This is a genomic window from Plantactinospora sp. WMMC1484 (genome assembly GCF_049315195.1).
In the GTDB taxonomy this organism is placed as follows: domain Bacteria; phylum Actinomycetota; class Actinomycetes; order Mycobacteriales; family Micromonosporaceae; genus Plantactinospora.
The window spans coordinates 4,887,315-4,909,620 of the sequence record NZ_CP186055.1 but is presented as its reverse complement, the minus strand read 5'-3'; the positions used below and the strand labels follow the sequence as shown (position 1 = coordinate 4,909,620).

General features: G+C 73.1%; 18 protein-coding genes and 1 pseudogene. 4 read left to right on the top strand and 15 right to left on the bottom strand.

All coding sequences use genetic code 11. From position 1 onward, the window contains the following. Positions 1-46: 46 nt before the first annotated feature. The 4 genes from ACN28C_RS21505 to ACN28C_RS21490 all read right to left on the bottom strand — a co-directional run bounded on the left by ACN28C_RS21505 (position 47) and on the right by ACN28C_RS21490 (position 5,838). Positions 47-1,186 carry a SigB/SigF/SigG family RNA polymerase sigma factor gene (locus ACN28C_RS21505; RefSeq protein WP_422769337.1) on the bottom strand — a complete coding sequence of 380 codons (1,140 nt, stop codon included), beginning with the start codon at positions 1,184-1,186 and terminating at the stop codon, positions 47-49. Between the two features lie 236 nt (positions 1,187-1,422). After that, positions 1,423-2,826, bottom strand: a complete 1,404-nt coding sequence (locus ACN28C_RS21500; protein ID WP_422774754.1) for a hypothetical protein — start codon at positions 2,824-2,826, stop codon at positions 1,423-1,425. Positions 2,827-2,900: 74 nt separating this feature from the next. Next, the gene (locus ACN28C_RS21495; RefSeq protein ID WP_422769336.1) at positions 2,901-4,721 is read right to left on the bottom strand and encodes a thiamine pyrophosphate-binding protein; all 1,821 of its coding nucleotides are present in this window, start codon (positions 4,719-4,721) and stop codon (positions 2,901-2,903) included. Continuing rightward, a complete protein-coding gene (locus tag ACN28C_RS21490) occupies positions 4,714-5,838 on the bottom strand; it encodes a Vms1/Ankzf1 family peptidyl-tRNA hydrolase (RefSeq protein WP_422769335.1) in 1,125 nt (374 codons plus the stop codon). The genes ACN28C_RS21495 and ACN28C_RS21490 overlap by 8 nt, the downstream gene beginning before the upstream one ends. 217 nt (positions 5,839-6,055) lie before the next feature. Here ACN28C_RS21490 and ACN28C_RS21485 point away from each other — a divergent pair, with 217 nt between their 5' ends. Together ACN28C_RS21485 and ACN28C_RS21480 are read left to right on the top strand one after the other, a co-directional pair. Further along, positions 6,056-6,601, top strand: a complete 546-nt coding sequence (locus tag ACN28C_RS21485) for a hypothetical protein (protein ID WP_422769334.1) — start codon at positions 6,056-6,058, stop codon at positions 6,599-6,601. A gap of 211 nt (positions 6,602-6,812) precedes the next feature. Beyond that, positions 6,813-7,634: pseudogene (locus ACN28C_RS21480) on the top strand (DMT family transporter); the annotation flags it as partial. A gap of 73 nt (positions 7,635-7,707) precedes the next feature. On the opposite strand, the gene ACN28C_RS21475 reads toward ACN28C_RS21480, so the two are convergent. From ACN28C_RS21475 to ACN28C_RS21440, 8 genes are all read right to left on the bottom strand, one after another. After that, entirely contained in the window at positions 7,708-8,667 is a 960-nt protein-coding gene (locus tag ACN28C_RS21475; RefSeq protein ID WP_422769333.1) for a PrsW family intramembrane metalloprotease, read from the bottom strand. Positions 8,668-8,701: 34 nt separating this feature from the next. Next, positions 8,702-9,874 carry a zinc-dependent alcohol dehydrogenase gene (locus tag ACN28C_RS21470; protein ID WP_422769332.1) on the bottom strand — a complete coding sequence of 391 codons (1,173 nt, stop codon included), beginning with the start codon at positions 9,872-9,874 and terminating at the stop codon, positions 8,702-8,704. A 3-nt stretch (positions 9,875-9,877) separates the two neighbouring features. Next, positions 9,878-10,855 carry an SRPBCC family protein gene (locus ACN28C_RS21465; protein ID WP_422769331.1) on the bottom strand — a complete coding sequence of 326 codons (978 nt, stop codon included), beginning with the start codon at positions 10,853-10,855 and terminating at the stop codon, positions 9,878-9,880. 72 nt (positions 10,856-10,927) lie between these two features. Further along, entirely contained in the window at positions 10,928-11,656 is a 729-nt protein-coding gene (locus ACN28C_RS21460; protein WP_422769330.1) for an acetate uptake transporter family protein, read from the bottom strand. A gap of 257 nt (positions 11,657-11,913) precedes the next feature. After that, positions 11,914-13,197, bottom strand: a complete 1,284-nt coding sequence (locus ACN28C_RS21455) for a citrate synthase (protein ID WP_422769329.1) — start codon at positions 13,195-13,197, stop codon at positions 11,914-11,916. A gap of 230 nt (positions 13,198-13,427) precedes the next feature. Further along, the gene (locus ACN28C_RS21450) at positions 13,428-15,590 is read right to left on the bottom strand and encodes a sulfatase-like hydrolase/transferase (RefSeq protein ID WP_422774753.1); all 2,163 of its coding nucleotides are present in this window, start codon (positions 15,588-15,590) and stop codon (positions 13,428-13,430) included. Between the two features lie 73 nt (positions 15,591-15,663). Further along, entirely contained in the window at positions 15,664-17,136 is a 1,473-nt protein-coding gene (locus tag ACN28C_RS21445) for a class I SAM-dependent methyltransferase (RefSeq protein WP_422769328.1), read from the bottom strand. A gap of 16 nt (positions 17,137-17,152) precedes the next feature. Next, on the bottom strand, positions 17,153-17,317 hold the full coding sequence (locus ACN28C_RS21440) for a hypothetical protein (RefSeq protein ID WP_422774945.1): 165 nt from the start codon (positions 17,315-17,317) through the stop codon (positions 17,153-17,155). Between the two features lie 269 nt (positions 17,318-17,586). Between ACN28C_RS21440 and ACN28C_RS21435 the strand changes: the two genes are divergently transcribed. Next, positions 17,587-17,991, top strand: a complete 405-nt coding sequence (locus tag ACN28C_RS21435; RefSeq protein WP_422769327.1) for a VOC family protein — start codon at positions 17,587-17,589, stop codon at positions 17,989-17,991. Positions 17,992-18,066: 75 nt separating this feature from the next. Here the strand turns inward: ACN28C_RS21435 and ACN28C_RS21430 are convergent, their stop codons facing one another. Further along, positions 18,067-18,753, bottom strand: coding sequence for a helix-turn-helix domain-containing protein (locus ACN28C_RS21430; protein ID WP_422769326.1), 687 nt, complete (start codon positions 18,751-18,753; stop codon positions 18,067-18,069). Positions 18,754-18,856: 103 nt separating this feature from the next. Between ACN28C_RS21430 and ACN28C_RS21425 the strand changes: the two genes are divergently transcribed. Then, positions 18,857-20,011 carry a phospholipase D-like domain-containing protein gene (locus tag ACN28C_RS21425; protein ID WP_422769325.1) on the top strand — a complete coding sequence of 385 codons (1,155 nt, stop codon included), beginning with the start codon at positions 18,857-18,859 and terminating at the stop codon, positions 20,009-20,011. 25 nt (positions 20,012-20,036) lie between these two features. On the opposite strand, the gene ACN28C_RS21420 is transcribed toward ACN28C_RS21425, so the two are convergent. Both ACN28C_RS21420 and ACN28C_RS21415 read right to left on the bottom strand, forming a co-directional pair. After that, positions 20,037-21,248 carry a serine hydrolase domain-containing protein gene (locus tag ACN28C_RS21420; protein WP_422769324.1) on the bottom strand — a complete coding sequence of 404 codons (1,212 nt, stop codon included), beginning with the start codon at positions 21,246-21,248 and terminating at the stop codon, positions 20,037-20,039. Positions 21,249-21,385: 137 nt separating this feature from the next. Then, complete coding sequence (locus tag ACN28C_RS21415) at positions 21,386-22,291, bottom strand: LysR family transcriptional regulator (RefSeq protein ID WP_422769323.1); 906 nt, start codon at positions 22,289-22,291, stop codon at positions 21,386-21,388. Between the last annotated feature and the right edge of the window lie 15 nt (positions 22,292-22,306).

Here is a 22,306-nt window from a genome sequence, read left to right as displayed (position 1 = left end):
ACGGGACGACGGTACGACGACGCGGTGACGATCCGGCGGCCGCCGGTCAGTCCGCGGGCAGCGCGACCAGACCGGCGGCGCTGAGCGAATGCTGGACCACGGGTTGCGCCCGAGCCAACCGCCACCGCACTCCGGCGCGGTGTGCGGCGTCGCGACCGGCCACCAGGGCGGCCAGGGCCGGCCCGTCGAGCTTTGCCACGTCGGTGAGGTCGATCGCCACCTCGGCGGGCTGCCGGTCGGCGACGGCCTCGACCACGGCCTGGCGAAGCTGATCGGCGGTGTCCCGGTCGATCTCGCCGGTCACCTCGACCACCACCCGCGGTCCCACCTGGCGCACCGAGAGCCGGGCCGGCGCACCGCCCGCCTCGGCACCGCCGGACTGCCAGGGTGCCGGCGAGTCGGCGAGCATCGCCTGGCGCAGCCAGGTCAGCGCCCGGGAGAGCAGCCGGGAGACGTGCATCTGCGAGATGCCGAACCGGGCCGCGATCTCGGCCTGGGTCTGGTTGCCGTAGAAGCGCATCGCGAGGATCCGCCGCTCCCGCCAGGGCAGCCGGCCGAGCAGCCCGCTCACCGTCACCCGGTCGTCCACCGACTCCAGGTCGGTGTCGGACTCGCCGACGAGGTCGCCGAACTCCGCCGAACTCTCCCCGCCGACCGGTGCGTTGAGCGAGGCCGGGCTGTAACCGGCCGCCGACTCCAGCGCCGCCAGGATCTCCTCCTCCGGCGTCTCCAACCGGGCGGCCAGCTCCGTCACGCTCGGCGAGCGGGAAAGCTCGCTGGTCAGCGCCGCGGTCGCCTGGCCGACCTCCAGGATCAGGTCCCGCAGCCGCCGAGGCACGTGCACCCCCCAGGTGCGGTCCCGGAAGTGCCGTTTGATCTCCCCGACGATGGTTATCGCGGCATACGCGGTGAAGGACCCACGTTCCGGGTCGTACCGGTCGACCGCGTTGACCAGGCCCAGCCGGGCCACCTGTTCCAGATCCTCCAGCGGTTCACCCCGTCCCCGGTAGCGCCGGGCCAACCGGCCGGCGAAGGGCATGGCGAACCGGACGAGGTCGTCCCGAGCCTCCTGCCGGCGTTCCGGTGGCAGCCCGGCGATCCGTGCCGCGTACGCCAGCGCCGCCGCGTCCAGGTCCTCCAGCCCACGCTCGGCCGGTGGTGTGGTGGTGGTGATCTGTCCGAACATCCGCGCCTCCCTCAGGAAGGTCCCCCGCACGGGATGCGAATCCGGTCATCGGTGCCGCACGCATGCGGACCGCGCCGGAAGCGAAGACGTAGCCGAAACTGCACGAGCGATGCCGCCTGCCGGCAGTGCGATGCCACCGCCGCGACAGCCGGCGTGGTTCACCGGTAGCAACCAGCGTCGTTCCCGCTCTGTAGGTACTCAATCACGGGACGTGAGGTTTCCGAGGACTTTTGCGGTCAGCAGACCAGCAGCCCCTGCGGGGTCCCGCTGGCACGTAGCCCGGCCAGCGCGTCACCCACCCGCAGCGGCGGGGGCGGCGGCAGGTCGTACGGCTGGCCCCGGAGCACCTCGGTGGCGTGCCGGGTGGCCACGGAGGCCACCGGATAGCCCCGGGCCGCCACCCGGTCCACGGCGCGGCGGCGGCGCCCGAACGACGCCACCGCGAGCCACTGCGGCAGGCCGGCCAGGGCCGGCGAGCGCACCCCGGGCGGCTCGGGCAGGACGTCCAGCGAGCTGAAGGGCGTGCTTCCGGCGAGCCACCACTCGGCACCCGTCACGCTGCGCTCGGTGGCGTTCTCACACCAGTACGGGACCAGACCGGCCCGGACCACCTGCCACGGGTCGATCAGCCGCCCGCACTCGACCACGCAGCGGTCGCCGCTCTTGCCGGCCGCCCGCAGCCAGCCCCGGTAGACGTCGGCGGCAGCCGCGCTCAGTGCGTCCGGCCCCGGAAACAGCACCCGGTGCAGCGGGCTGCCGACGGCACGCACCCCGTCCAGCAGGCTCGCCTCGAAACCCGGCTCGACCCCCTGCTCGGCGTACTCGGCCCGGCCGCCGTCCGGGGCGTCCCAGCTCGCCCCGTCGCCGCCCGCACCGTGCAGTACCTGTCCGAGCAGTTCGCTTCCGGGCCGGAAGTCCGCCGGTTCGAGCCCGCTGCCGGGGGTACCGAGCTGGAACCCGTGCCCGTCCCCCGAATCGAGCACCGGCCACGTCCGCACGTCCCGTAGCAGCAACACCGGTGCGCCCGGGGCGAGCCGGCTGCCCAGGAACTCCCGGTACGCCCCCGGCAGCCGGTGCCAGCGGACCACCAACGAGATCGTCGAGCCCGCCAGTACGCCCCGGCCCGCGGGATCGTGCACCTGCCGTACCCGTACCCCCGGGTTGGCCCGGAGCAGCCGGTCGGCGATCCGGCGCCCGTGGCCCAGTGCGTCGACCGGCCGGTCGACCCCACCGCCCGGCCACTGCACCGCCACGTCGAAGCCGGCCGGCAGCCAGGGCACGCCCATCGCGGTGGCGAGGTGTACCGCCGCGCCGTGCGGGGAGCCGAGCACCAGACCGGGATACCGGCGCGGCGGGTAGTGCTCGACCATCCACCGGGCCACCTGCTCGGCGTCGACCGCACCCGCCTGCTCGGCGGGGAGCGCGGCCCGGATCGCGGCGCGGGCGAGCGCGGAGCGGCGTACCGCCTCCGGTGCGCCCCGGAACCGGGAGAGCAGCGGGTGGTATCCGAGGTCCGCGCAGTCCAGGCCGCGTACCGCTCGGGAGGCGACGGCCAGCAGTACCCGGCCGGGACTCTCCGGCGAGACCACCCGGTCCGGCCCCGGAAGCCCGGAACCGCCCGTGGCCAGCCACTTCTGCATCTCCCGCACCGGGCTCACCTTCCCTCGTCCGCGCTGCCCGGGCGTTCCCGTCCCAATGTGGTCTAAACGGGCGGTCAGGAACCTGCCAGGCGCAATTCCGGCAGGCCGCGCAGGTCCGCGAAGGGGCGCTCCGGCGCGTCCAGCGGGGTCGTCGGGTCGACCACCGCCTCGATCAGGGTGGGCCGGTCGGCGGCGATCGCCTCCTCCCAGGCCGGCCCGACCTGCTCCGGCCGCTCCACCGTGATGCCGTGCAGCCCGAGCAACCGGGCCCAGCCGTCGTACGGGACGTAGCCGGCCCGTACCGCCTCGGGCGGCGGCAGCCCCGGCGCGGCCGGGCGGTCCAGCTCGGCACCGGCGGACCGGACCGGGCCGCCGTCCGGCCCCCGTTCCGGGTCGCCGACCCGGCCGGCCCGGTCGGAGTTGTTCAGCACCAGCAGCACCAGCCGGGGATCCGGCCACTCCGGCCAGTGCCGGGCCACCGTGATCAGCTCGGCGAGCCCGCCGGACTGCATGGCGCCGTCGCCGAGGAGCGCGAAGACCGGCCGGTCCGGCCGGGCGAGCTTCGCGGCGATCGCGTACGGTACCGCCGAACCGACCGAGGCGAGGGTGCCGCAGAGCTGCGCCGGAACTCCCGGCGGAAGTTGTAGGTGCCGGGCGTACCAGTAGGTCACCGAGCCGACGTCGACCGCGACCGAGGCGTCCACCGGCAGCCGGGGCGAGAGTTCCCGGAGCACCAGACGGGGATTCAGCCGCCCGGTCGGCTCCTCCGCCCGGGCATCGCACTCGGTCCGGGCCCGGTCCACCGCCGCCTCCACCATGTCGCGCCAGTCCCGGTTGCGCCGCCGCGGCACCCGGGCCAGCAGGGCGCGCAGGGTCTCCCGGGCGTCGCCGACCAGCGGGACGTCGATCGGGTAGCGGCTGGCCAACCGACTGCCGTCGATGTCGATCTGCACCGCCGTGGCCTGACCCGGCACCGGGTAGTAGCCGGTCCACGGGTCGTTGGTGCCGATCATCAGCAGGGTGTCGCAGCCGGCCATCAACTGCGCGCTGGCGGCGGTGCCGACCTGGCCCAGCACGCCGGTGTGGTAGGGCAGCCGCTCGTCCAGCACCGGCTTGCCGAGCAGCGAGGTCGCCACCCCGGCGTCGAGCCGGTCGGCCAGCTCCATGATCTCCTCCGCCGCGCCGTCGCCGCCCTGGCCGACCAGGATCGCCACCCGCCGCCCGGCGCCGAGCAGCTGGGCGGCGGCGTCGATCTCCTCCTCGTGCGGCAGCACCCGGGCCGGCGGCAGGCCGGGCGCCGCCGCGATCACGCCGCCACCGTCGGGATGCGGCATCCCGTCCGGTACCCCGTGGCCGAGCAGGTCGTGCGGCACCACCAGGCAGGTCGGGCCCCGGGTCGCCACGGCGGTACGGATCGCCTGGTCGAGCAGGTAGGACACCTGCTCCGGCAGCACGGCGGTACGCAGGAACCGGGCGCAGACGTCGCCGAAGAGCCGCGGCAGCTCGATCTCCTGGTACGCGCTGCCCAGCGCGTACTGCGTCTGCTGCCCGACGATCGCCACCACCGGTCTGCCGTCCAGCTTGGCGTCGTAGAGCCCGCCGAGCAGGTGCAGCGCCCCCGGCCCCTGGCTGGCCAGGCAGACCCCGACCCCGCCGGTGTACCTGGCGTGCCCGGCGGCCATGAAACCGGCCGCCTCCGGTTGCCGGGACGGGACGAGGGCGGGGTCGCCGCCGGCCCGGTGCAGCGCCTCGACGACCAGTGCGATTCCCTCCCCCGGTTGTCCGAAGACCCGGGGCACCCGCCAGGCGCGCAGCCGCTCGACCAGCAGGTCCGCGATGGTCCGCTCCGGCAGCATCGCGCCGGTGCGCACCGCGCCCCGCCCCGGGTCAGCCACGGCCGCCGGCCGGGGTGCTGGCGTCGACGTAGCGGAGCACCGCGCCCACCCCGTCGGCGAGCTCCGGCGCCTGGTCGGAGTCGAGCACGGTGATCCCGGCGTCGGTGCCGACAAGTGCCCGGATCAGGGCGGCGTCGGCGCGTACCCGCTGCGGCTGCGCGACCGACATCGCCCGGAGTTCGCCGGCGCTGGTGGCGATCTCGGTCGGCTCGGGACCGATCCAGAGCTCCTCGGTCGACGAGGGATCGTCCACGATCAGCATGGTGTCGACCTGCCCGCGTTGCAGCGCCGTCACCACCGCCTCCAGGCCGGCACCCACGTCCTGCTGCATACCGAACTTGTCCAGCGCCACGTCGGTGTGCGCGGCGGCCACCTCCGCGATCGCCTGCACGGTCACGTCGTCGAGCTTGAACTGCTTGGCCCCGTCGGCCGGGAAGCCCGCATCGGTCTGCACCACCCGGTCCTGCCAGAACTCCGGCAGCTGGGCGGCGAGCATCTGTCGGGCCTGCGTCTCGCCGGCGACCACGATCACCTCGGCACCGACCCGCTCCGCCAGGGTCGCGGTGGCCGAGGCGGCGTCGCCGGCGTTGCGCCGCCACGACGTCAGTGCGTCGCGCTGGTAATGGGAATGGTTCCAACCGCCCTGCTGGACCCGGCGCAGCGGGAACTGGTTGCCGCCCGTGACGTGTGCGTGCCGCGGTACGCCGCCGGCGTCCACCGCGTCCACGTCCGCGCCGGTCCGGCTGGCCAGCACCCGGACCCAGGGCACCTGCTCGCCGCGCTGGGCGACCAGCGGCATGGTGTGCGGGACCGGCGCGTGCGCGGCGACGTCCTTCAGCGGCGGCGCGGAGAGATATTCGGTCAGCAGCACCTCGCCGCCGGTCGCGAACGCGGCGAGCCCGTAGTCGCCGGGCATCGGTTCGTGGCCCCGGACCACGGCGTCGAGCGCGGCGACGGTCTCCGGGTCGGTGCCCTGCTCCGCCAGCCGCTCCTGGAGCGCCCGCCAGCGGAGGTCGAGGGCGGGGTGGGCGTCGTGGGTGTCCCGGGAGGCGTCCAGATAGACCGACGTCCACGGGCCGGGACGGTCACAGATCGGACGCAGGAAGCTGAGCTGCATGGGTCCTCCCCTCTCCAGGCTTTCGTTCGGGGTACCCAGGCCGGTCGGCTTGTCACCTGACCGGTCCGCCCGGATGCGTGTTCCCTGCCTGGAAACGCGCCGGGCAGCCACGAGTGAGCGCCCCGTCACCGAACGGTGAATAGGTTCACTCACTCCGGTTCATCAGCCATGATCGATACAATTCGTCACGGGGAGCGGACTCTCGGTGGTGAGACGCATGGACGGTGAACTGTTTCCCGAACGGGTCGCCTGGCGACCCGGACCGGTCATCACCGGTCACGTCGTACGGCTGATGGACGGCTACTCACGGGAGATCCGGGTGCGGCAGCCCGTTCTCGTCGCCGTACTCGGCACGGCGGGCGTGGTCCGGGTGGTGCTCCTACTGCTCGCCTCGGTGCTCCGGGCCGGCGCCGCCAGCGGCGCGCGACGAAAGTGGAAGGAACTGCGCAAGGGGCCGGAGTTCCTGGTGACACCCCTGCGCCTGCGGGACGGCAGCGGGATGCTCTGCGAGATGGAGATCCACGGGCACCTGCCGCAGAGCGCCCTGGAACCGGCGGACCACGTCCAGGTGACGGTCCGCTCCCAGAAGGACGCGGGGCTCGCCCCCCGGGTCGAACGGATCGTCAACCTCACCACGGGGCAGCTGCTCACCCCGCGTACCCCGACGCTCTGGTCGCACCTCGGTCCGGCGCTGCTGTTCCAGGCCGGGTTGGGGCTGCTGCTGATCGGCGCCATCGCCACCTGGCTCCTCTTCGGCCGCTGACCCCGCCCCGGCATCACCGGGAACGCCGTCGGGGGTGACGACCCCGACCACGCTCCCCGATCCGGCGGGAGTGTCTCCGCCTGGCGGGGGAAGGCGGCACCCCGCTCCTACGCCTCGCGGCGTACGGGTGATGCCGACCACGGGGGGACGCCAGGACGGCCGTTACCGAGGATCATGAGGTCATGACGATTCATGGTCCCGGGGGCCGACCGTGATCGCACTGGGGCTGGCGATCGTCCTGTCGGTGGCCTCGGCGGCGGCGTACGCGGCCGCGGCGGTGCTACAGGAGCGCCTCGCCAGCCAGGCCGGACCGACGGGGGACGCAGGGCGGAGCTATCTCGGCACCGTCCTGCGTCGGTCCGGCTGGTGGCTCTCGGTGGCGGGCAACGGCGCGGGTGCCGCGCTGCACGTCGCCGCGCTGGCCTACGGGCCGCTCTCCGTGGTGCAGCCGCTCGGCGTGCTCACCCTGGTCCTCGCGCTGCCGATCGCGGCGGCCACCATCGGCCGCCGGGCGTCGGGCCGGCAGTGGCGGGGCGCCGCCGTCACCCTGGCCGGACTGGTGCTGCTGCTCGCCCTGACTCTGCCCGGCGCGGGCACCCACGACCTCCGGACCGACCAGGGCTGGACGCTGGCCGGGGTGGCGAGCACCCTGGTGGCCGTACTGGTGCTGGCCGGCCGGGCGGTCCGGACCGCCCTGCCACGCAGCCTGCTCACCGCGACCGCCGCCGGGATCGCCTTCGCGGTGGCCTCCGCGCTCACCCAACTCGTGTCCCGGCTCGTCGGGGAGGGTGAGCTGCTCGCCTCCGCCGGACCGGCGATGGCACTCGCGGGGATGGCCGCGGCCGGACTGCTCCTCTCCCAGGTGGCCTACCGGGGCGCGGGACTGGGTGCGCCGCTGGCCACCGTCACGCTGGCCAATCCGGTCGCCTCGGTCGTGATCGCCATGGTGCTGCTCGACGAGCGGACCGCGGGCGGACTCTGGGGTGCCGTCGCCGCGCTCGCCGGTGCCGCGCTCGCCTCGTGGGGCGTGCTACAACTGGCCGCGGCCGAACAGGGCGCACCGCACGACCGACGCGCGCGCACCGGACGGCGACGGGCGACCCGACTCAGGGCCGCGATGCCACTGGCCTGCCGAAACCGGTCGGCACCCGCCAGCCGGACTCCGGTCGTCCCGGGCCGCGTCGCGCGGACCGCCACAGCGCCGTCAACCAGACCAGCCCGAGCACGGCGACGAGCGCCAGGCCAAGCCCTTCCAGCACCGGCATCAACACCGCCTGCGCCGGGGTCGGCCGGCCCAGGGAACCATCCGGGTTGAGCAGGCCGCGCGACCCGGTGAAGAGCAGGGTCAGATAGAACGCGATGGCGTGCATGGCGTCCCAGAGCGCGTGCAGCAGCGAGACGCCGAGATAGGCGTAGATCAGCCGCAGGCCGATCACGAAGTGGTCCCGGCCGCTCGGGGCGAAGAGCACACCGCCGAGGATGGCCGTCCAGAGCCCGTGCCCGACCGGCGCGACCAGGCCACGGAGGATCTCCGTCTGCACCACCTGCACCACCGAGAGCCCCTGCACGGTGAAGAGGGCGACGAAGGCGTAACCGGCGGATTCCAACGCCGAGAAGCCGAAGCCGACGGCGGCACCGAGGATCATCCCGTCCCGGACGCTCTTGAGCCGCAGCTGGCGGGTCAGCAACGCCAGCGCGGCCAGTTTGGCGGCCTCCTCGATCAGGCCGACACCGAGGAAGAGCAGCACCGACGGGCGCAGCAGGTACGACTCCAGCACGGCCGAGGCGAGGATTCCGAGTACGCCACCGGCGAGGAAGGTGCCGAACACTCCGCTGACCGTGACCTCGCCGGTGTCCCGCCGCTGGAACGCCCAGGCCACGAAGGTCACCGGCACCAGGAAGCTGCCGAGCAGCACCAGCGTGGGCAGCAGGGTCGGGTTTCCGGTGAGGAAGATGACCGCCACCGTGGCGAGCCAGAGCGCCAGGCCGACGACGAAGATCCGCAACCACTGCCGGCGCGGAGTGACCGGGACCGCGACCCTCCACTGCCGGTCGGCGCCGGCCATCACGCCTCCGCACGCCGCAGCGGCAGTCCCGGGATCACGTCTTGAGCACCACCTTGACGCACTCGTCCTGCTTCTGCCGGAACATTTCGTAGCCGATCGGCGCGTCGTCGAGCCGCAGCCGGTGGGTGATGACGAAGCTCGGGTCGATCTCGCCCCGGCGGATCCGGTCCAGCAGCATCCGGGAGTAGCGCTGGACGTGGCACTGCCCGGTACGCAGCGTCAACGACCGGTTCATCAGCGAACCGATCGGGAACTTGTCCACGAAACCGCCGTAGACGCCGATGACCGCGAGCGTGCCACCGTTGCGGCAGCTCATGATCGCCTCGCGGAGCCCGTGCGGCCGGTCCGTCTCCAGCCGGGCCGACTGCTTCGCCCGGTCGTAGCCGTGCAGCACCGCCGACGAGTGGTGCCCCTCCATGCCGACCGCGTCGATGCAGGCGTCCGGCCCCCGCCCGCCGGTCATCTCGCGCAGCGCCTCGACCACGTCGACGTCGTCGTAGTTCAGCGGCTCCGCCCCGGCCTGCTCCTGGGCCATCCGCAGCCGGTACGGGAACCGGTCGATCGCGATCACCCGCTCGGCGCCGAGCAGGTACGCACTGCGCATCGCCAGCAGCCCGACCGCACCCGCGCCCCAGACCGCGACGACCTCGCCACCGGTGAGCCCGCACAACTCGGCGCCCATGTAGCCGGTCGGGAAGATGTCGGAGAGGAGCAGCACCTTCTCGTCGGGCAGTTCGTCGGGGACCTTGATCGGTCCCACGTCGGCGAAGGGCACCCGGGCGTACTCGGCCTGGCCGCCGGCGTACCCGCCGAGCATGTGCGAATAGCCGAAGATGCCGCCGGGCGAGTGTCCGAGCAGCTTCTCGGCCAGTCCCGCGTTTGGGTTGGAGTTCTCGCAGAGCGAGTAGAGACCGCTCTGGCAGGCCCGGCAGTTGCCGCAGGCGATCGGGAAGGGCACCACCACCCGGTCGCCGATCCGCAGGGTCTCCACCTCCGGCCCGACCTCGACGACCTCCCCCATGAACTCGTGGCCGAGCACGTCACCGTGCCTCATCGTCGGGATGTAGCCGTGATAGATGTGCAGGTCGGAGCCGCAGATGGCGGTGCTGGTGATCCGGACGACGGCATCCCGGGCGTTCATGATCTGCGGGTCCGGCACCTCCTCCACCCGGACGTTCTCCCGGCCCTGCCAGCAGGTCGCCTTCATCCCCTACCTCCGCTTCCGACCGTCGCCCGATCTGTCGCGCGATCCGTCCCCCTGCGGGCGCGCCGGCCGCTGCAGCACCTGCTGCGAGGTGGCCAGCCCGGCCGGGCTGCCGTCCGACCGCACCACCTCGCCGGTCTCGATGACCTGCTTGAACCGGCGCAGGTCGTCCCGGATCTGCTGCCCGGGTTCCGCACCGAGAAGCTTCGCGACGGTCCGGCCGACCGCTCCGCCCGGCGGCGCGTACGCCAGCTCGACCCGGACCTCCGTGCCCCGCCCGCCGGCCGCCCGGGTGAACCGGACCCGGCCGGCGTTCGGCACCCGGGCGCCCCGCACCGAACGCCAGGTGATCGTTTCGCTGAGGTTCTCCTCCACCAGTTCGGCGTCCCACTCGACCCGGCGGCCGCCGGGCGCCCGGGCGATCCAGTGCGACCGTCCGTCGCCGTCGGAGCGGACCGACTCCAGGTGGTACATGAACCGGGGCAGGTTCTCGAAGTCCCGCCAGAACCGGTAGACCTCGTCCGCCGGCCGGTTGATGGTGACGGTCGCGCTGGCCCGGAGCGTGCGGCGGCGTACCCCGGCGATCCGGCCGCTGTGCACGGCGGCCAACAGGTCGACGGCGGTGATCCCGGCGACGGCGGCGAGGGTCGCCGCGACCCGCCTGCGCCGGACGCCGCGCCGCTGCCGCAACGCCCGTACCAGCAGGATCAGGTCCAGGACGTCCCCGGCGACCCGGAGCCAGACCCAGCCGGCGGGCCGGCGGGAGGCCAGCGCGCCGGGGACCGGCAGCAGTTCGCGGGCGCCGATCGCCCGCAGCACGACGGTCCGGGCCAGCACCGAGTCGTCCACGCCGATCAGCCGGCTGACCTGGGATGGTGCCGCGACCGCCGCGCCACCGAGGCCGAGGCTCAGCAGGCCGAGGGCACGCGGCAGGAGCCGACCCCGACCGTTCCCGTCCGGCATCTCCAGCGGTGCTCCCCGCATAGTTCCCCTCCGTGGCGTAAGGAAGGGCCCCCGCATATCGTTTTCTGTAGAAACAGGGGCCCTTCCTAACAACTACTGGCCGACCTTGATGCCCGGCTCGCCCGCGGTGAACTGGATGACCTGGCGCGGCTCCCGGCCCGGCACGTCCGGGCCGCGCATCTTGCCGATCGGCAGGATCACCCGGCGGAAGGTGCCCTCCAGCATCATCGCCGTAGCGGTGTACCAGGCGATCACGGCGGACGCGATCAGCAGGTAGGCACCGATCGTGGGCCACACCGAGAAGCCGCCGATGTTGCCGACGGCCAGGCAGGTGGCGCCGGCCGCCAGGGTCGCCAGCACCAGCGTGAGGCCGATGTTCTCGGCCAGCGCGGCGAACGCCCCGGACCAGGTGATCGCGGCGAGTGCGGCGAACCAGAAACCGAGCGCGACGAACGGGGCCGGCTGGACCAGTACTCCGGTCGCGATCAGCAGGTAGAGCAGGCCGTAGGCGAGCCAGAAGCTGCCCCAGATCCCGTGCATCGCGGTGGCCAGCCCGTCCCGGGCTCGGTACGCCCACATGCCGGCAAGGAACTGCGCGAGCCCACCCAGCAGCGCGGCGAACGGGAAGAGGAACGTCGGGGTGGCGGTGGTGCCGTACCAGCCGGCGAGGTTCGTGGCAACGACGAAGGTGGCGCCCGCGTAGCCGAAGAGTCCCAGGATCGACGGCGCGGCCACCGGTTGCAGGGAGATGTGCGCATGGCTGCGCCAAAACTCGAACTCGCCGTCATGGCTGGGTGATGCCGATCGTGACATATGGGTCATCACAGGCTCCTTCTACGCAGCGGCTCGCAGCGGCTCGCACCGCTTCGACGCGGTCGACACGTGGCCACCGTCGACTACCCAGCGTGAGAGCCTTTACACGGAAGGGGGTGTTCGTGCCCGCCGGACCACCGATCGCCCCGGGCCGCCGCACCGGCTCCGTCCCGCACCCATCCGCCGCCGAAGACGAATCCGGCCGCCGACGCGCGTTACGCGTCGACGGCCGGTGGACGACCGGGCCGGGGAGCCCCGGGACTGACTCAGCGCTTCTCGATCGGGAGGTAGTCCCGCTCGGCCGCCCCGGTGTAGACCTGCCGGGGACGACCGATCTTGGTCTCCGGATCCGAGATCATCTCGCGCCACTGCGCGATCCAGCCGGGCAGCCGGCCGAGCGCGAAGAGCACCGTGAACATCTTGTTCGGGAAGCCCATCGCCTTGTAGATCAGACCCGTGTAGAAGTCGACGTTCGGGTAGAGCCGCCGGGACACGAAGTAGTCGTCGGCGAGGGCGATCTCCTCCAACTGCATGGCGAGGTCCAGCAGCGGATCCGGCTTCTCCATCCGGCCCAGCACCTCCTGGGCCGCCTGCTTCACGATCGCGGCCCGGGGATCGTAGTTCTTGTAGACCCGGTGCCCGAAGCCCATCAGCTTGACGCCCGGCTCCTTGTCCTTGACCCGCCGGACGAAGCCCGGCACGTCGCCACCGCTGGTCCGGATGTCGTCGAGCATCTCCAGGACCGCCTGGTTGGCACCGCCGTGCAGGGGGCCGAAGAGCGCGTTCACCCCGGCCGAGACCGAGGCGAAGAGGTTGGCCTGGCTCGAGCCGACCAGCCGGACCGTCGAGGTGGAGCAGTTCTGCTCGTGGTCGGCGTGCAGCACCAGGAGCATGTCCAGCACCCGGGCCACCACCGGGTCGACCTCGTACGGCTCGGCCGGCACCCCGAAGGTCATCCGGAGGAGGTTCTCGACGTAGCCGAGCGAGTTGTCCGGATACAGCATCGCCTGGCCGATGGACTTCTTGTACGCGTACGACGCGATCGTCGGCACCTTGGCCATCAGCCGCACGGTGGAGATCTCCACGTGCTCCCGGTCGAACGGGTCGAGGCTGTCCTGGTAGAAGGTGGAGATCGCGCTCACCGCGGAGGAGAGCACCGCCATCGGGTGCGCGTCCCGGGGGAAGCCGTCGAAGAAGCGCCGCATCTCCTCGTGCAGCAGCGAGTGCCGCCTGATCCACTCGTCGAAGTCGCGCAGCTGCTGCTCCGTCGGCAGCTCGCCGTAGATGAGCAGGTACGACACCTCCAGGAAGGAGGACTTGTCGGCCAACTGCTCGATGGGGTAGCCACGGTAACGCAGGATGCCCGCGTCACCGTCGATGTAGGTGATCTCGGAGGAGCAGGAGGCCGTGTTGACGAAACCGGGGTCGTAGGTGACGAACCCCGTCTCCTTCAACAGGTTGCCCGTGGCGATACCGGCTGGGCCGTCGACCGCGGGCTTGACCGGTATCGACAGCTGGCCGCCCGGGTGGTCGAGTTTGACATCCGTCATGTGATCCTCGCTTCGCCGGCAGAATCTACGCTGAATTGCCTTCATTTTTTACGGTAATCGTGCAGCGTAACGGAGAACCTTGCGTGGTCCGCCGGTGAGGGAAGGATCACCCTGGTCACGCGTTTGCCCTCGGGCCGAAACCTGCTAGGCGGCGGCCACCGGCTAGGCGGGCGCGGCCACCGGTGGCCGGGCGGGTGCCCGGCGGCGCGGCGCCGTGCCGGACGCCGGGATCAGTCGACCAGCGGCCGCAGGCCACCGTCCCCGGCGACCTGGAACACCTGCACGGTGTTCCGGCCCGGCAGGAAGATCGACTCGTCCGGCAGCAGCGCGGCGAACCGCTGCCCGCCCGGGTCCGGCGACACCACCGTGGTGACCGCACCGACCCGGCCGTTGACCGCCACCGCGAGCAGGGTCCCGTTCGGCACCGAGTCGGGCACCGTGCCGTAGACCAGCGCCGGCAGCCGGCCACCGGCCTGGTCGATCTGATCGAACTCGGACCGGTTGCGGACCGTGATCGAGCCGGCTGGCGGCCCAAGTGGAAGCTCGGCGACGGCCCGCCCGATCAGTTCCGGTCGGGGCTGCGCCGGGAGCACCGGCCTGGCCCGACCGGCGGCCACCTCCGCGAAGGTGTCGGCCGGCACCGTACTCGGCTGCCCCGGCCTGTCGTAGTAGTGCTTGTCGGCCGGTTCCCGGGTGGTGCGCAGCGCCGAGACCCCGTCGGTGCGCCACCGCACCTCGACCCCGGCCAGCTCGGCGACGGTCGGCAGCAGGTCGACGTGCTCCCAGTTCCGGTCGTCGACCACGCCGGCCCGCTGTCCCGGCCGCTTGACGAAGAGCGGCACCCAGAGCACCTCGCCGGGCGCCTGCCGCACCGCGCCGAGGCCGCGCCCCTGCACGCCCGGGGTGAAACTGACTCCGTGGTCGGCGGTGAGCACCACCAGCGCGTCGTCGTAGAGGCCGGTCTCGTCCAGCCGGCGCAGCGTCTCGCCGAGCAGCCGATCGGTGTACTCCAGTTGCAGCAGGTGGCGCCGGTAGGCCAACTCGACCCAGCCGTCACCGTCGTTGGGCATCCCGTCCGGCGAGCCGTAGCGGATCCCGGACGGCAGGTAGTTCCACGGCGAGTGCGGCAGCAACAGGTGCAGGAAGTGCAGTGTCGGGCGGTCGGCCGGCCGGAGGGTGCCGAGAAAGTCGGCGAACCGGGCCGGTTGGTTGTCGTCCAGCGCCCCCCACCGGAACTGCGGATCCGTCGGCGCCGCCGAACCGGTGCCGTCCCCGGCCTCGCCCCGGGTGATCTCCCGGTAGGAGTCCTCGGGGTCACGCTGCCCGGAGTCCGTGGGCGAGACGATCTGCTCGAGCAGGACCGCGCTCTCCCGCAGCAGGGTCGGCAGCCCGCCCCGGGCCGAACCGGCGGCCCGGTCCGGACAGATGCGCGGTGGGCAGAGCTGGGTGATGCTCTCCTGCGCCTCGATCCGGTACGGCCCGGCGAAGGCCGTGAAGAGGTTCTCCGGATAGCGGGAGTGGTGCGGCGCCTGCTCCTCGGCCGGATACCGTCCGGTCAGCATCGCCGGCAGCGCGTACGGGGTGTAGCCGCTGACCCCGGTCGCGTTCCGGTACCAGGTCGACTCCCCGGCAAGCCGAGCGAAGTTCGGGTAGCGTCGGGCGTCGATGGCGCCCTTTCCGTCCATCAGTGAGGTCAGCGGAAACTCGTCGAGGATCAACATCACGACCGGCGGATGGTCCGTGGCGCCGGCGCTGGTCCCCGCCTCCGTCCCGGACCGCTTCCCCGGCAACACCACCGCCGAGGCGGGTGAGGCGAAGACGAAGAGCAACACGAAGACCAGCGGTCCGATCGCGGCGACCCGGAGCACCTGCCCGGTCACCTGCCAGCGCCGGTACGCGTACGCCCCGGCGCCGCCAGCCGCCACGGCGAGCACGACCAGCGGGGTGCCGCGTACCGGTGTGAGGTGCTTGCCCACCTGGACGGCGAACGCGGCGAGGAGCAGGCCGAGGGTCACCGTGTGCAGCGCGGTCCGGACCAGCCTGCCCCGGACCGCTCCGGCGAAGCGGCGGACCAGCAGTCCGGCCAGCGCCCCGGCACCCCAGAGCAGCAGCGGCGGCAGCACCGTGTATGCCGCCACCAGCAGCAGGATGTCGCCCGTGCCGGCACCGTGGAAGAGGAAGAAGTCCGGACTCTTTCCGGTCACGTCCAGCAGCGGCTGCGCGATCACGAGCCCGCAGAGCGCCACGATCTCCGTCAGGTTCCGCAGCTCCGTCCGGCCGTCCGACCGCGCCGCCGGACCGGCTTCCGCACCGCCTGCCGAACCGGCTCCCGCACCGCCTGCCGAACCGGCTCCCGCACCGCCTGCCGAACCGGCTCCCGCACCGGCCGTCACGCTGCCCTCGGCACCGGCCTCCGCCCTCGCCGCTTCCTCCGCGCCGGCCGGCAGGGGCCTGCCGGCGGCGGAGTCAGCCACGCGGTGCCCCGAGGTAGAGGGTGCGGGTGCCGGAGGGCAGTTCCCGCCGCCGCACGATCTCGCAGCGCTGCCCGAGCAGGCGTTCGAACTCCTCCCGGCGATAGTCCGGGAAGAGCCCGGCCGGCTTGTTGGCCAGCAGCCGGAGCGCCATCGGGTCGTCGGGGTGGACGAACTCGACCACCAGCCGGCCGCCGGCACCCGGCGCCGGCAGGAAGTCGACCAGCCAGTCGACGATCTCCGGCAGCGGCACGTTGCGCCCGATGGCCAGGTGGTGGACGACGGCGAGCGCGAGTACGGCGTCGGCCTCCGCCCGCGCGGCGAACGGGGCGCGTTCCACGCCGCGCCAGCCACCGCCGGGTGACGGGTCGGCCAGGTCCATCACCAGCGGCAGCACGCGGCGCTCGCCGTCGGTGCGCAGCCGGTGGTAGAGCTGGTCGACCACGGCCGGGTCGCTCTCCACCGCCACCACGTAGTCGGCGTGCCGGGCGGCCAGCCGGGAGTAGGCGCCGTCGTTGGCGCCGAGGTCCAGCACCAGGCGGGACCGGTCCCCCTCGGCCAGCGCCTCGGCGACGAACCGCTCCTTCGCCTCCCGGTCGGCGTCGGAGTAGGTGCAGGTTTCCCGGTAGCCGGACCAGTGGCTCGGCGGCGGCTGCCAGTCGAGCCGGCGGACCAGCTTGTCGAGGGCCCGCAGGGTGGCCAGCACAAGTTCCCGGGAGAAGCCGGCCTCCTTCAACTGGGTCCGGACGGTGCCGGTGCTGGAGCCGGTGGACCGGGACTGGATCGCGTGGTGCAGGTGGACGTGCTTGAGCACGCCGGCCCGGAACCGGCGGGTGCCGCCGAAGAGTCTGCGCAGCTCGCCCGCCTCGATGCCGTCGATCCGGGACCGCAGCCAGGGCTGGAAGTCCAGCCCGAGGTGCGCCTGTAGCAGCAGCGGATAGAGCAGGGTCTGGCAGAACTGCCGGTAGCCGGCCCACGGTTCGCCGTCCCGGGCCGGTTCGAACGAGCCGATGTCGATGAAGGTCGGTTCGGCGCCCCGCCACTGGAGGTTGTACGCCGAGCCGTCCTTGGTGGTGAACCCGGCCGGTACGGCAGCGCGGAGGATCTCCAGGTGCAGCAGGGCGGCGTCGCGCAGCATCCCGAACGACCACTCGTACGGGTAGGAGACGAACGGGATGCGCTCGTGCCGCAGCACCGTCGTCCACGGCCCGGCCTGCCCCGCCGGCAACACCCCCGGGTCGTCGACCGCCTCGGTGCCGCAGACCTTGCCCTCGGCGAGCAGCCGGTCGAAGAACCCGGCCGCGGCGAGCGCCCGCCACTCCTCGGCGGCCTGCGGGCCGAGCCCGCGCAGGACCTGCCCGCCGGCGTGGAAGACCCGGTTGGCCGGGTCGCGGAAGGAACCGGGATCGCTCCGGGGAGCGGAGTCGCGGGTGGTGGATCGGGTCGGGGCGGGAGGTGGTGCGACCATCGGCTGTGGACCGCCCTCAGTCCTGCTCCGGGGAGGTGGGCGTGGGCTGCTTGCGGAACCTGCTGGTCAGCCGCCGCCAGTAGAGCTTCGCCGCCACCGCCACCCCGGCGATGCCGCCGACCACGGCCTGCACGATGAGGCTCCCCGATCCCGCATCCAGGTAGGCCAGATCCACCATCACCCGACTACCTCCCTTTTCTCTCTGCCCCGTACCGACGAAGCGCCGGCCGGTTTCCCCGACGACCGGCACGGACACGGCACGCCCGACGATCCGTAACCCGGCCGCCAACCGGTGGCCACCTCGCGGACAACGGAGCGTCGGCTGCCGTTAAGCACACCGTACGCCGATGATCGGCCTAACGCATCGGCACCCCGAACCCCCGCCGGCCCGCCGCGCGACGCGTCCGATTCGTTCAAGACGCGACCGGAACCCGTTCCTAGGCTGGCCGAATGACACCGACACTAGATCTGATCGGCCTGGCGGTGGCCGACATGGCCCGATCGCTCGCGTTCTACCGGAGGCTGGGGCTGGAGATCCCGGCCGGCGCCGACACCGAGCCGCACGTCGAGGTGACGCTCCCCGGCGGCCTGCGGCTGGCCTGGGACACCGTCGAGATAATGCGCTCGTTCGACCCGGGGTGGACGGCACCGGGCGGCTCCCAGATCGGCCTGGCCTTCCGCTGCGCCGACCCGGCCGAGGTCGACTCCTGGTACGCCGAGCTGACCGCCGCCGGCCACCACGGCCATCTCAAGCCGTGGGACGCAGTCTGGGGTCAGCGGTACGCGGTCCTGCACGACCCGGACGGCAACACCGTGGACCTCTTCGCCCCGCTCGACACGAGCGCCCAGCCGTGAACACACGTAAGCGGGCCGTGCACGTCCGCGCGCCAGCCGCGCGAAACCGGTGCCCAGCGCAGGCGAGGCAGGCGCCTAGAGCAGTTGCCCCAGCGGTACCCCGGCCAGGCTCCTGACCTCGCGGGACAGGTGCGCCTGGTCGGCGTACCCGGACCGGGCGGCCGCCTCGGCGGCTGGGGTGCCGGCTCGGGCCAGGGCCAGGGCGCGGCGCATCCGCAGGATCCGGGCCAGCGTCTTCGGACCGTAGCCGAAGAGCGCCAGGCTGCGCCGGTGCAGTTGCCGGGTGCCGAGCCCGAGTGCGCCGGCCGCACCGGCGATGTCACGGCCGGCGGCGAGCCCGGCGACCAGCGGCGCGGCCAGCGGGTCCGGGCCGCCGGCGGCGGCGAGCCGGGCGGTGGCGACCGACTCCAGCACCCGGCCGGGGCGGGGGTGCAGGGCCACCCGCTCCGCCAGCTCGGCGACCTCTCCCACCGGCCAGAGCGCGCCGAGCGGCACCCGCAGGTCCCGCAGCTCGTGCGCGGGTAGCCCGACGACCGCCGGCCCGGCACCCGGTGGCAGGCGCAGCCCGACGTACCGCTCGCCCGCCGGGCCGGCGGTGACCTGCGCGACCGTGTCCGGCCCGGCCACCAGCAGACCGGTGCGGCTCGACCAGATCAGGTCCATGCAGCCGTCCGGCAGGACCCGCCCCGGCCCCGCGTCGGCGGTCCGGGTGACCGTCCAGACGACCGCGCCGGCCAGCCCGGAGCTCCACTCCCGATACACGGCTCACAGCCTGCCACCCGAACGGGTACACGTGCTCCCGGCCTGGGGGAGTTTGTAGCCGAGGCGACACCGGGACGCGACGCCGGGTGCCAGCCTGTCCGGCATGGCGACCTTCGCCGGCAGGAAAATCGAGGCGTACGTCGGCCCGCGCGAACTCGGCGCCGCCGACGACCTCGAACAGGTGGTGGTCGACTTCATCGGCGGCGCCCGGAAGAGCCTCGACATCGCCGTCCAGGAGCTCGACTCGGAGCCGATCGCCCAGGCGATCCTGGACGCGCGGTTCCGGGGCGTGGACGTCCGGATGGTGCTGGAACAGGACTACCTGCGCACGGCCAAACTGCCCCGGGTCGCCGCCCGGCCGGGCGAGCCGGAGGCCGACGCCCGGCGTCGGGCCCAGTGGGAGCCGGAGGCGGGCAGCCGCAGTCTCGAACCAAACCGGCGGATCGTCGCGGCCCTGCTCCGCTGCAACGTCGACGTCAAGGCCGACTACAACCCGGCGATCTTCCACCAGAAGTTCGTGGTCCGCGACTACCGGCAGCGGGCCGCCGGCCGGCCGGCGGTCCTCTCCGGCTCCGCGAACTTCACCGGCACCGACTGCCACCGCAACCTGAACCACGTCGTGCTCTTCCACCACACCCGGATCTGTCAGGAGTACGCCGACGAGTTCGACCGGCTCCGGCAGGGCCGGTTCGGGCGCGGCGAGCACGGGCGGGTGCCGAGGGCGTACAACGTGGGGGGCGTGCCCGTGAAGGTGCTCTTCGCTCCCGATCACACCCCGGAGCTGGAGATCATGAAGCAGATGCTGAAGGCGACCAAGCGGGTCGACTTCGCCATCTTCACCTTCTCCGGCTCCTCCGGCATCGACGACGCGATGATCGCGTTGGCCGCCGCCGGGCGTACCGTGACCGGGGCGGTGGACCCCGGGCAGGGCGTGCAGAAGTGGGCCGCCACCCACGATCTGGACCGGGCCAACATCGCGCTCCACGTCCCGCTCCGCTCGCCGGCCTTCGGCAAGCTGCACCACAAGCTGATGGTGGTCGACGACGCGGTGGTGATCGCCGGTTCGTTCAACTACACCGCCCCGGCCAACCAGTTCAACGACGAGAACATCTTCGTGCTCGGCAGCCCGTACCCGGACCTGCCCCGCGGGGAGGGCGGGCCGACCGACCTGGACCGGTGCGCCGAACTCGCCGCCTTCTTCCGGGCCGAGATCGACCGGATCGAGGCCGCCGGCGAGCGGTTCATCGGGCGGCGGTAGCCGGGCCGGGCCGGACAGTCCTCGGTCAGGGCTTCGTACCGCAGAGCGCCGCATCGACGCTCGCGGAAACGGCGGCGGTCATCTCCGGGGAGGTGGGCAGGCCCGTGACGGCGACGACGGCGCCGCGTCCGTCCTCGGTGACGAGGTTGCGGGTCTCGAAGCCCTGGATGTCACCGCCGTGCCCCCAGGCGTGACCGCCGCAGGGCAGCGCGTGCCGGGCGATGCCGAGCCCGTACTCCCAGCCCTCGGTGGGCTCGAAGTCGGGCGCGGCGACGGTCTCCAGCATCGCGGCCTGCTGCGCGGGCTCGAGCAGCTTCCCGGCGACGAGTGCCTCGAAGAAGCGGCGCAGGTCGTCCGGGCTGGAGACCAGTTGCCCGGCGGCCCAACCGAGGGAGGGATCCATGCTGGTGACGTCGACCCAGGGGGCGCCGGGGGCCACGGCGACGTAGCCGCGCGGGTGGACGCCCCGGATGTCCTGTTCGCCGACACCGGGCCAGTACGTGTCCCGCAGGTGCAACGGTTGCAGGATCCGACGGGTGATCTCCTCGCCGACCGGGCGCTGGGTGACGCGTTCGACGACGAGCCCGGCCAGGATGTAGTTGGTGTTGCTGTACTCCCACCTGGTGCCGGGCGCGAACCGTGCCGGGCGGGTGAGGGCGGCGTCGAGGAGCCGACGCGGGTCGTGATAGGCGTGGCTGAGGTCGACCAGATCCTGCGGCTCGGTGAAGAGCACGTCGTCGTAGTCGGGCAGGCCGCTGGTCTGCCGCAGCAGTTGGCGCACCGTGATCCGACGGCCGTCGACGCCGTCGCCGCGGACAATTCCGGGCAGGTAGTGGTCGACCGTTTCGTCGAGGTCGATCCGCCCCTCGCCCACGAGCTGGAGCACGACGACGGCGGTAAAGGTCTTGGTGTTGCTGCCGACGCGCACCTGGGCGTCGCGCGGGATCGTGCCACCTGTGCGCAGGTCCCGTACGCCGGCGGTGTAGTTCCGGACCCGTCCCTCGGCATCGCGGACGGAGGCCAGTGCGCCGGGGAAGTCGTGGTCGGCCACCAGGCGGTCGAGCCGGTGCGCGACGGCGGCGTCGCGGCCGTGCTGGCGGGCGTCGGCGAGCGCGGACGGCACGGCGAGCGCCGCGGCCAGCACGGCCAGCACGGCCAGCACGGCGGCCACCAGGGGGAACAATGCCCAACGACGGCGGCGCACCGTCGGGCTGGGGCCCGTCGGGGCTGTAGACATGTTTCCTCCACGGGGATTGACGAGCTTTGTCACGTCCCAGCCTCGATCAACTGAGCTGTGCCGACAATCCGGCCCACTGGCCTTCCGAGGTACAGCAGGCACTACCGGCCGTCCCGCTCGCCGGTGGTGCCGGACGGTCAGCGCGCTGGCCGACGTACCTCTGCGAGCGCCTCCAGCACGGCGGCGATCGCCGGGTGGACGGGGCCGTCGCCGCGCGGACGCGTCACCGCGAAGATCTGCCGGCCGGTGACCGGCCGGAGCAGCGGCTCCGCCTGCACCCCCGGCGGTACGTTGCGGAGCGCCATCTCCGGCACCAGCGCGGCGCCGAGGCCGGCGGCCACCAGGTCCAGGGTCAGCGCGAAGTCGACCGCCCGGTGCCGGATGTCGGGCTCGAAGCCGGCCAGGTGACAGGCGCGCAGGGTGGAGCGGCCGCACGGCGTCTGCGCGGCACTCGCCACCCAGGGCACGTCGGCGAGGTCGGCGAGCAGTCCGCTGCGCCGGCCCCAGGCGGCCGGTGTGATCAGGTGCATCGGGTCGGTGGCGATCGGATGCCGTTCCAGTTCGGCGGTGGCGATGCCGGGCACGTGGTCGTACTCCTGGAGGACCGCGATGTCCAGCACGGCGGAGCGCAGGTCGAGCCGGCTCTGCTCGTCCTCGGCCTCGCTGACCCGCACGTCGAGACCGGGGTGCGCGGCCATCGCCCGGGCCGCCGCCGGGGCGACCAGTACGCCGGCGGCGGAGGGGAAGGAGCCGACCCGGACGGTCCCGGCGACCCGCCGGTGCGCGACGGCCAGCCCGGTGACCGCCTGCTCGACGGCGCCGAGGATCCGCTCGGCGTGCGCGGCGAGCACCTGCCCGGCGGGCGTCAGCACCACGCCCCGGCCGGAGCGCTCGACCAGCGCACAGCCTGCCTCGCGGGCGAGTTGGGCGAGCTGCTGGGAGACCGCCGACGGGGTGACGTGCAGCGCCGCGGCGGCAGCGGTCACCCCGCCGCGCAGCGACACCTCGTGCAGCACCCGCAGCCGCCGGACGTCCAGATCCATGAAGGCAGGCTACAA

What these genes read in the sequence shown, in the direction of transcription:
- ACN28C_RS21505 (WP_422769337.1), bottom strand. Translation starts at nt 1,186, where the DNA reads ATGTTCGGACAGATCACCACCACCACACCACCGGCCGAGCGTGGGCTG.
- ACN28C_RS21500 (WP_422774754.1), bottom strand. Translation starts at nt 2,826, where the DNA reads ATGCAGAAGTGGCTGGCCACGGGCGGTTCCGGGCTTCCGGGGCCGGAC.
- ACN28C_RS21490 (WP_422769335.1), bottom strand. Translation starts at nt 5,838, where the DNA reads ATGCAGCTCAGCTTCCTGCGTCCGATCTGTGACCGTCCCGGCCCGTGG.
- ACN28C_RS21485 (WP_422769334.1), top strand. Translation starts at nt 6,056, where the DNA reads ATGGACGGTGAACTGTTTCCCGAACGGGTCGCCTGGCGACCCGGACCG.
- ACN28C_RS21475 (WP_422769333.1), bottom strand. Translation starts at nt 8,667, where the DNA reads ATGGCCGGCGCCGACCGGCAGTGGAGGGTCGCGGTCCCGGTCACTCCG.
- ACN28C_RS21470 (WP_422769332.1), bottom strand. Translation starts at nt 9,874, where the DNA reads ATGAAGGCGACCTGCTGGCAGGGCCGGGAGAACGTCCGGGTGGAGGAG.
- ACN28C_RS21465 (WP_422769331.1), bottom strand. Translation starts at nt 10,855, where the DNA reads ATGCGGGGAGCACCGCTGGAGATGCCGGACGGGAACGGTCGGGGTCGG.
- ACN28C_RS21460 (WP_422769330.1), bottom strand. Translation starts at nt 11,656, where the DNA reads ATGACCCATATGTCACGATCGGCATCACCCAGCCATGACGGCGAGTTC.
- ACN28C_RS21455 (WP_422769329.1), bottom strand. Translation starts at nt 13,197, where the DNA reads ATGACGGATGTCAAACTCGACCACCCGGGCGGCCAGCTGTCGATACCG.
- ACN28C_RS21445 (WP_422769328.1), bottom strand. Translation starts at nt 17,136, where the DNA reads ATGGTCGCACCACCTCCCGCCCCGACCCGATCCACCACCCGCGACTCC.
- ACN28C_RS21435 (WP_422769327.1), top strand. Translation starts at nt 17,587, where the DNA reads ATGACACCGACACTAGATCTGATCGGCCTGGCGGTGGCCGACATGGCC.
- ACN28C_RS21425 (WP_422769325.1), top strand. Translation starts at nt 18,857, where the DNA reads ATGGCGACCTTCGCCGGCAGGAAAATCGAGGCGTACGTCGGCCCGCGC.
- ACN28C_RS21420 (WP_422769324.1), bottom strand. Translation starts at nt 21,248, where the DNA reads ATGTCTACAGCCCCGACGGGCCCCAGCCCGACGGTGCGCCGCCGTCGT.
- ACN28C_RS21415 (WP_422769323.1), bottom strand. Translation starts at nt 22,291, where the DNA reads ATGGATCTGGACGTCCGGCGGCTGCGGGTGCTGCACGAGGTGTCGCTG.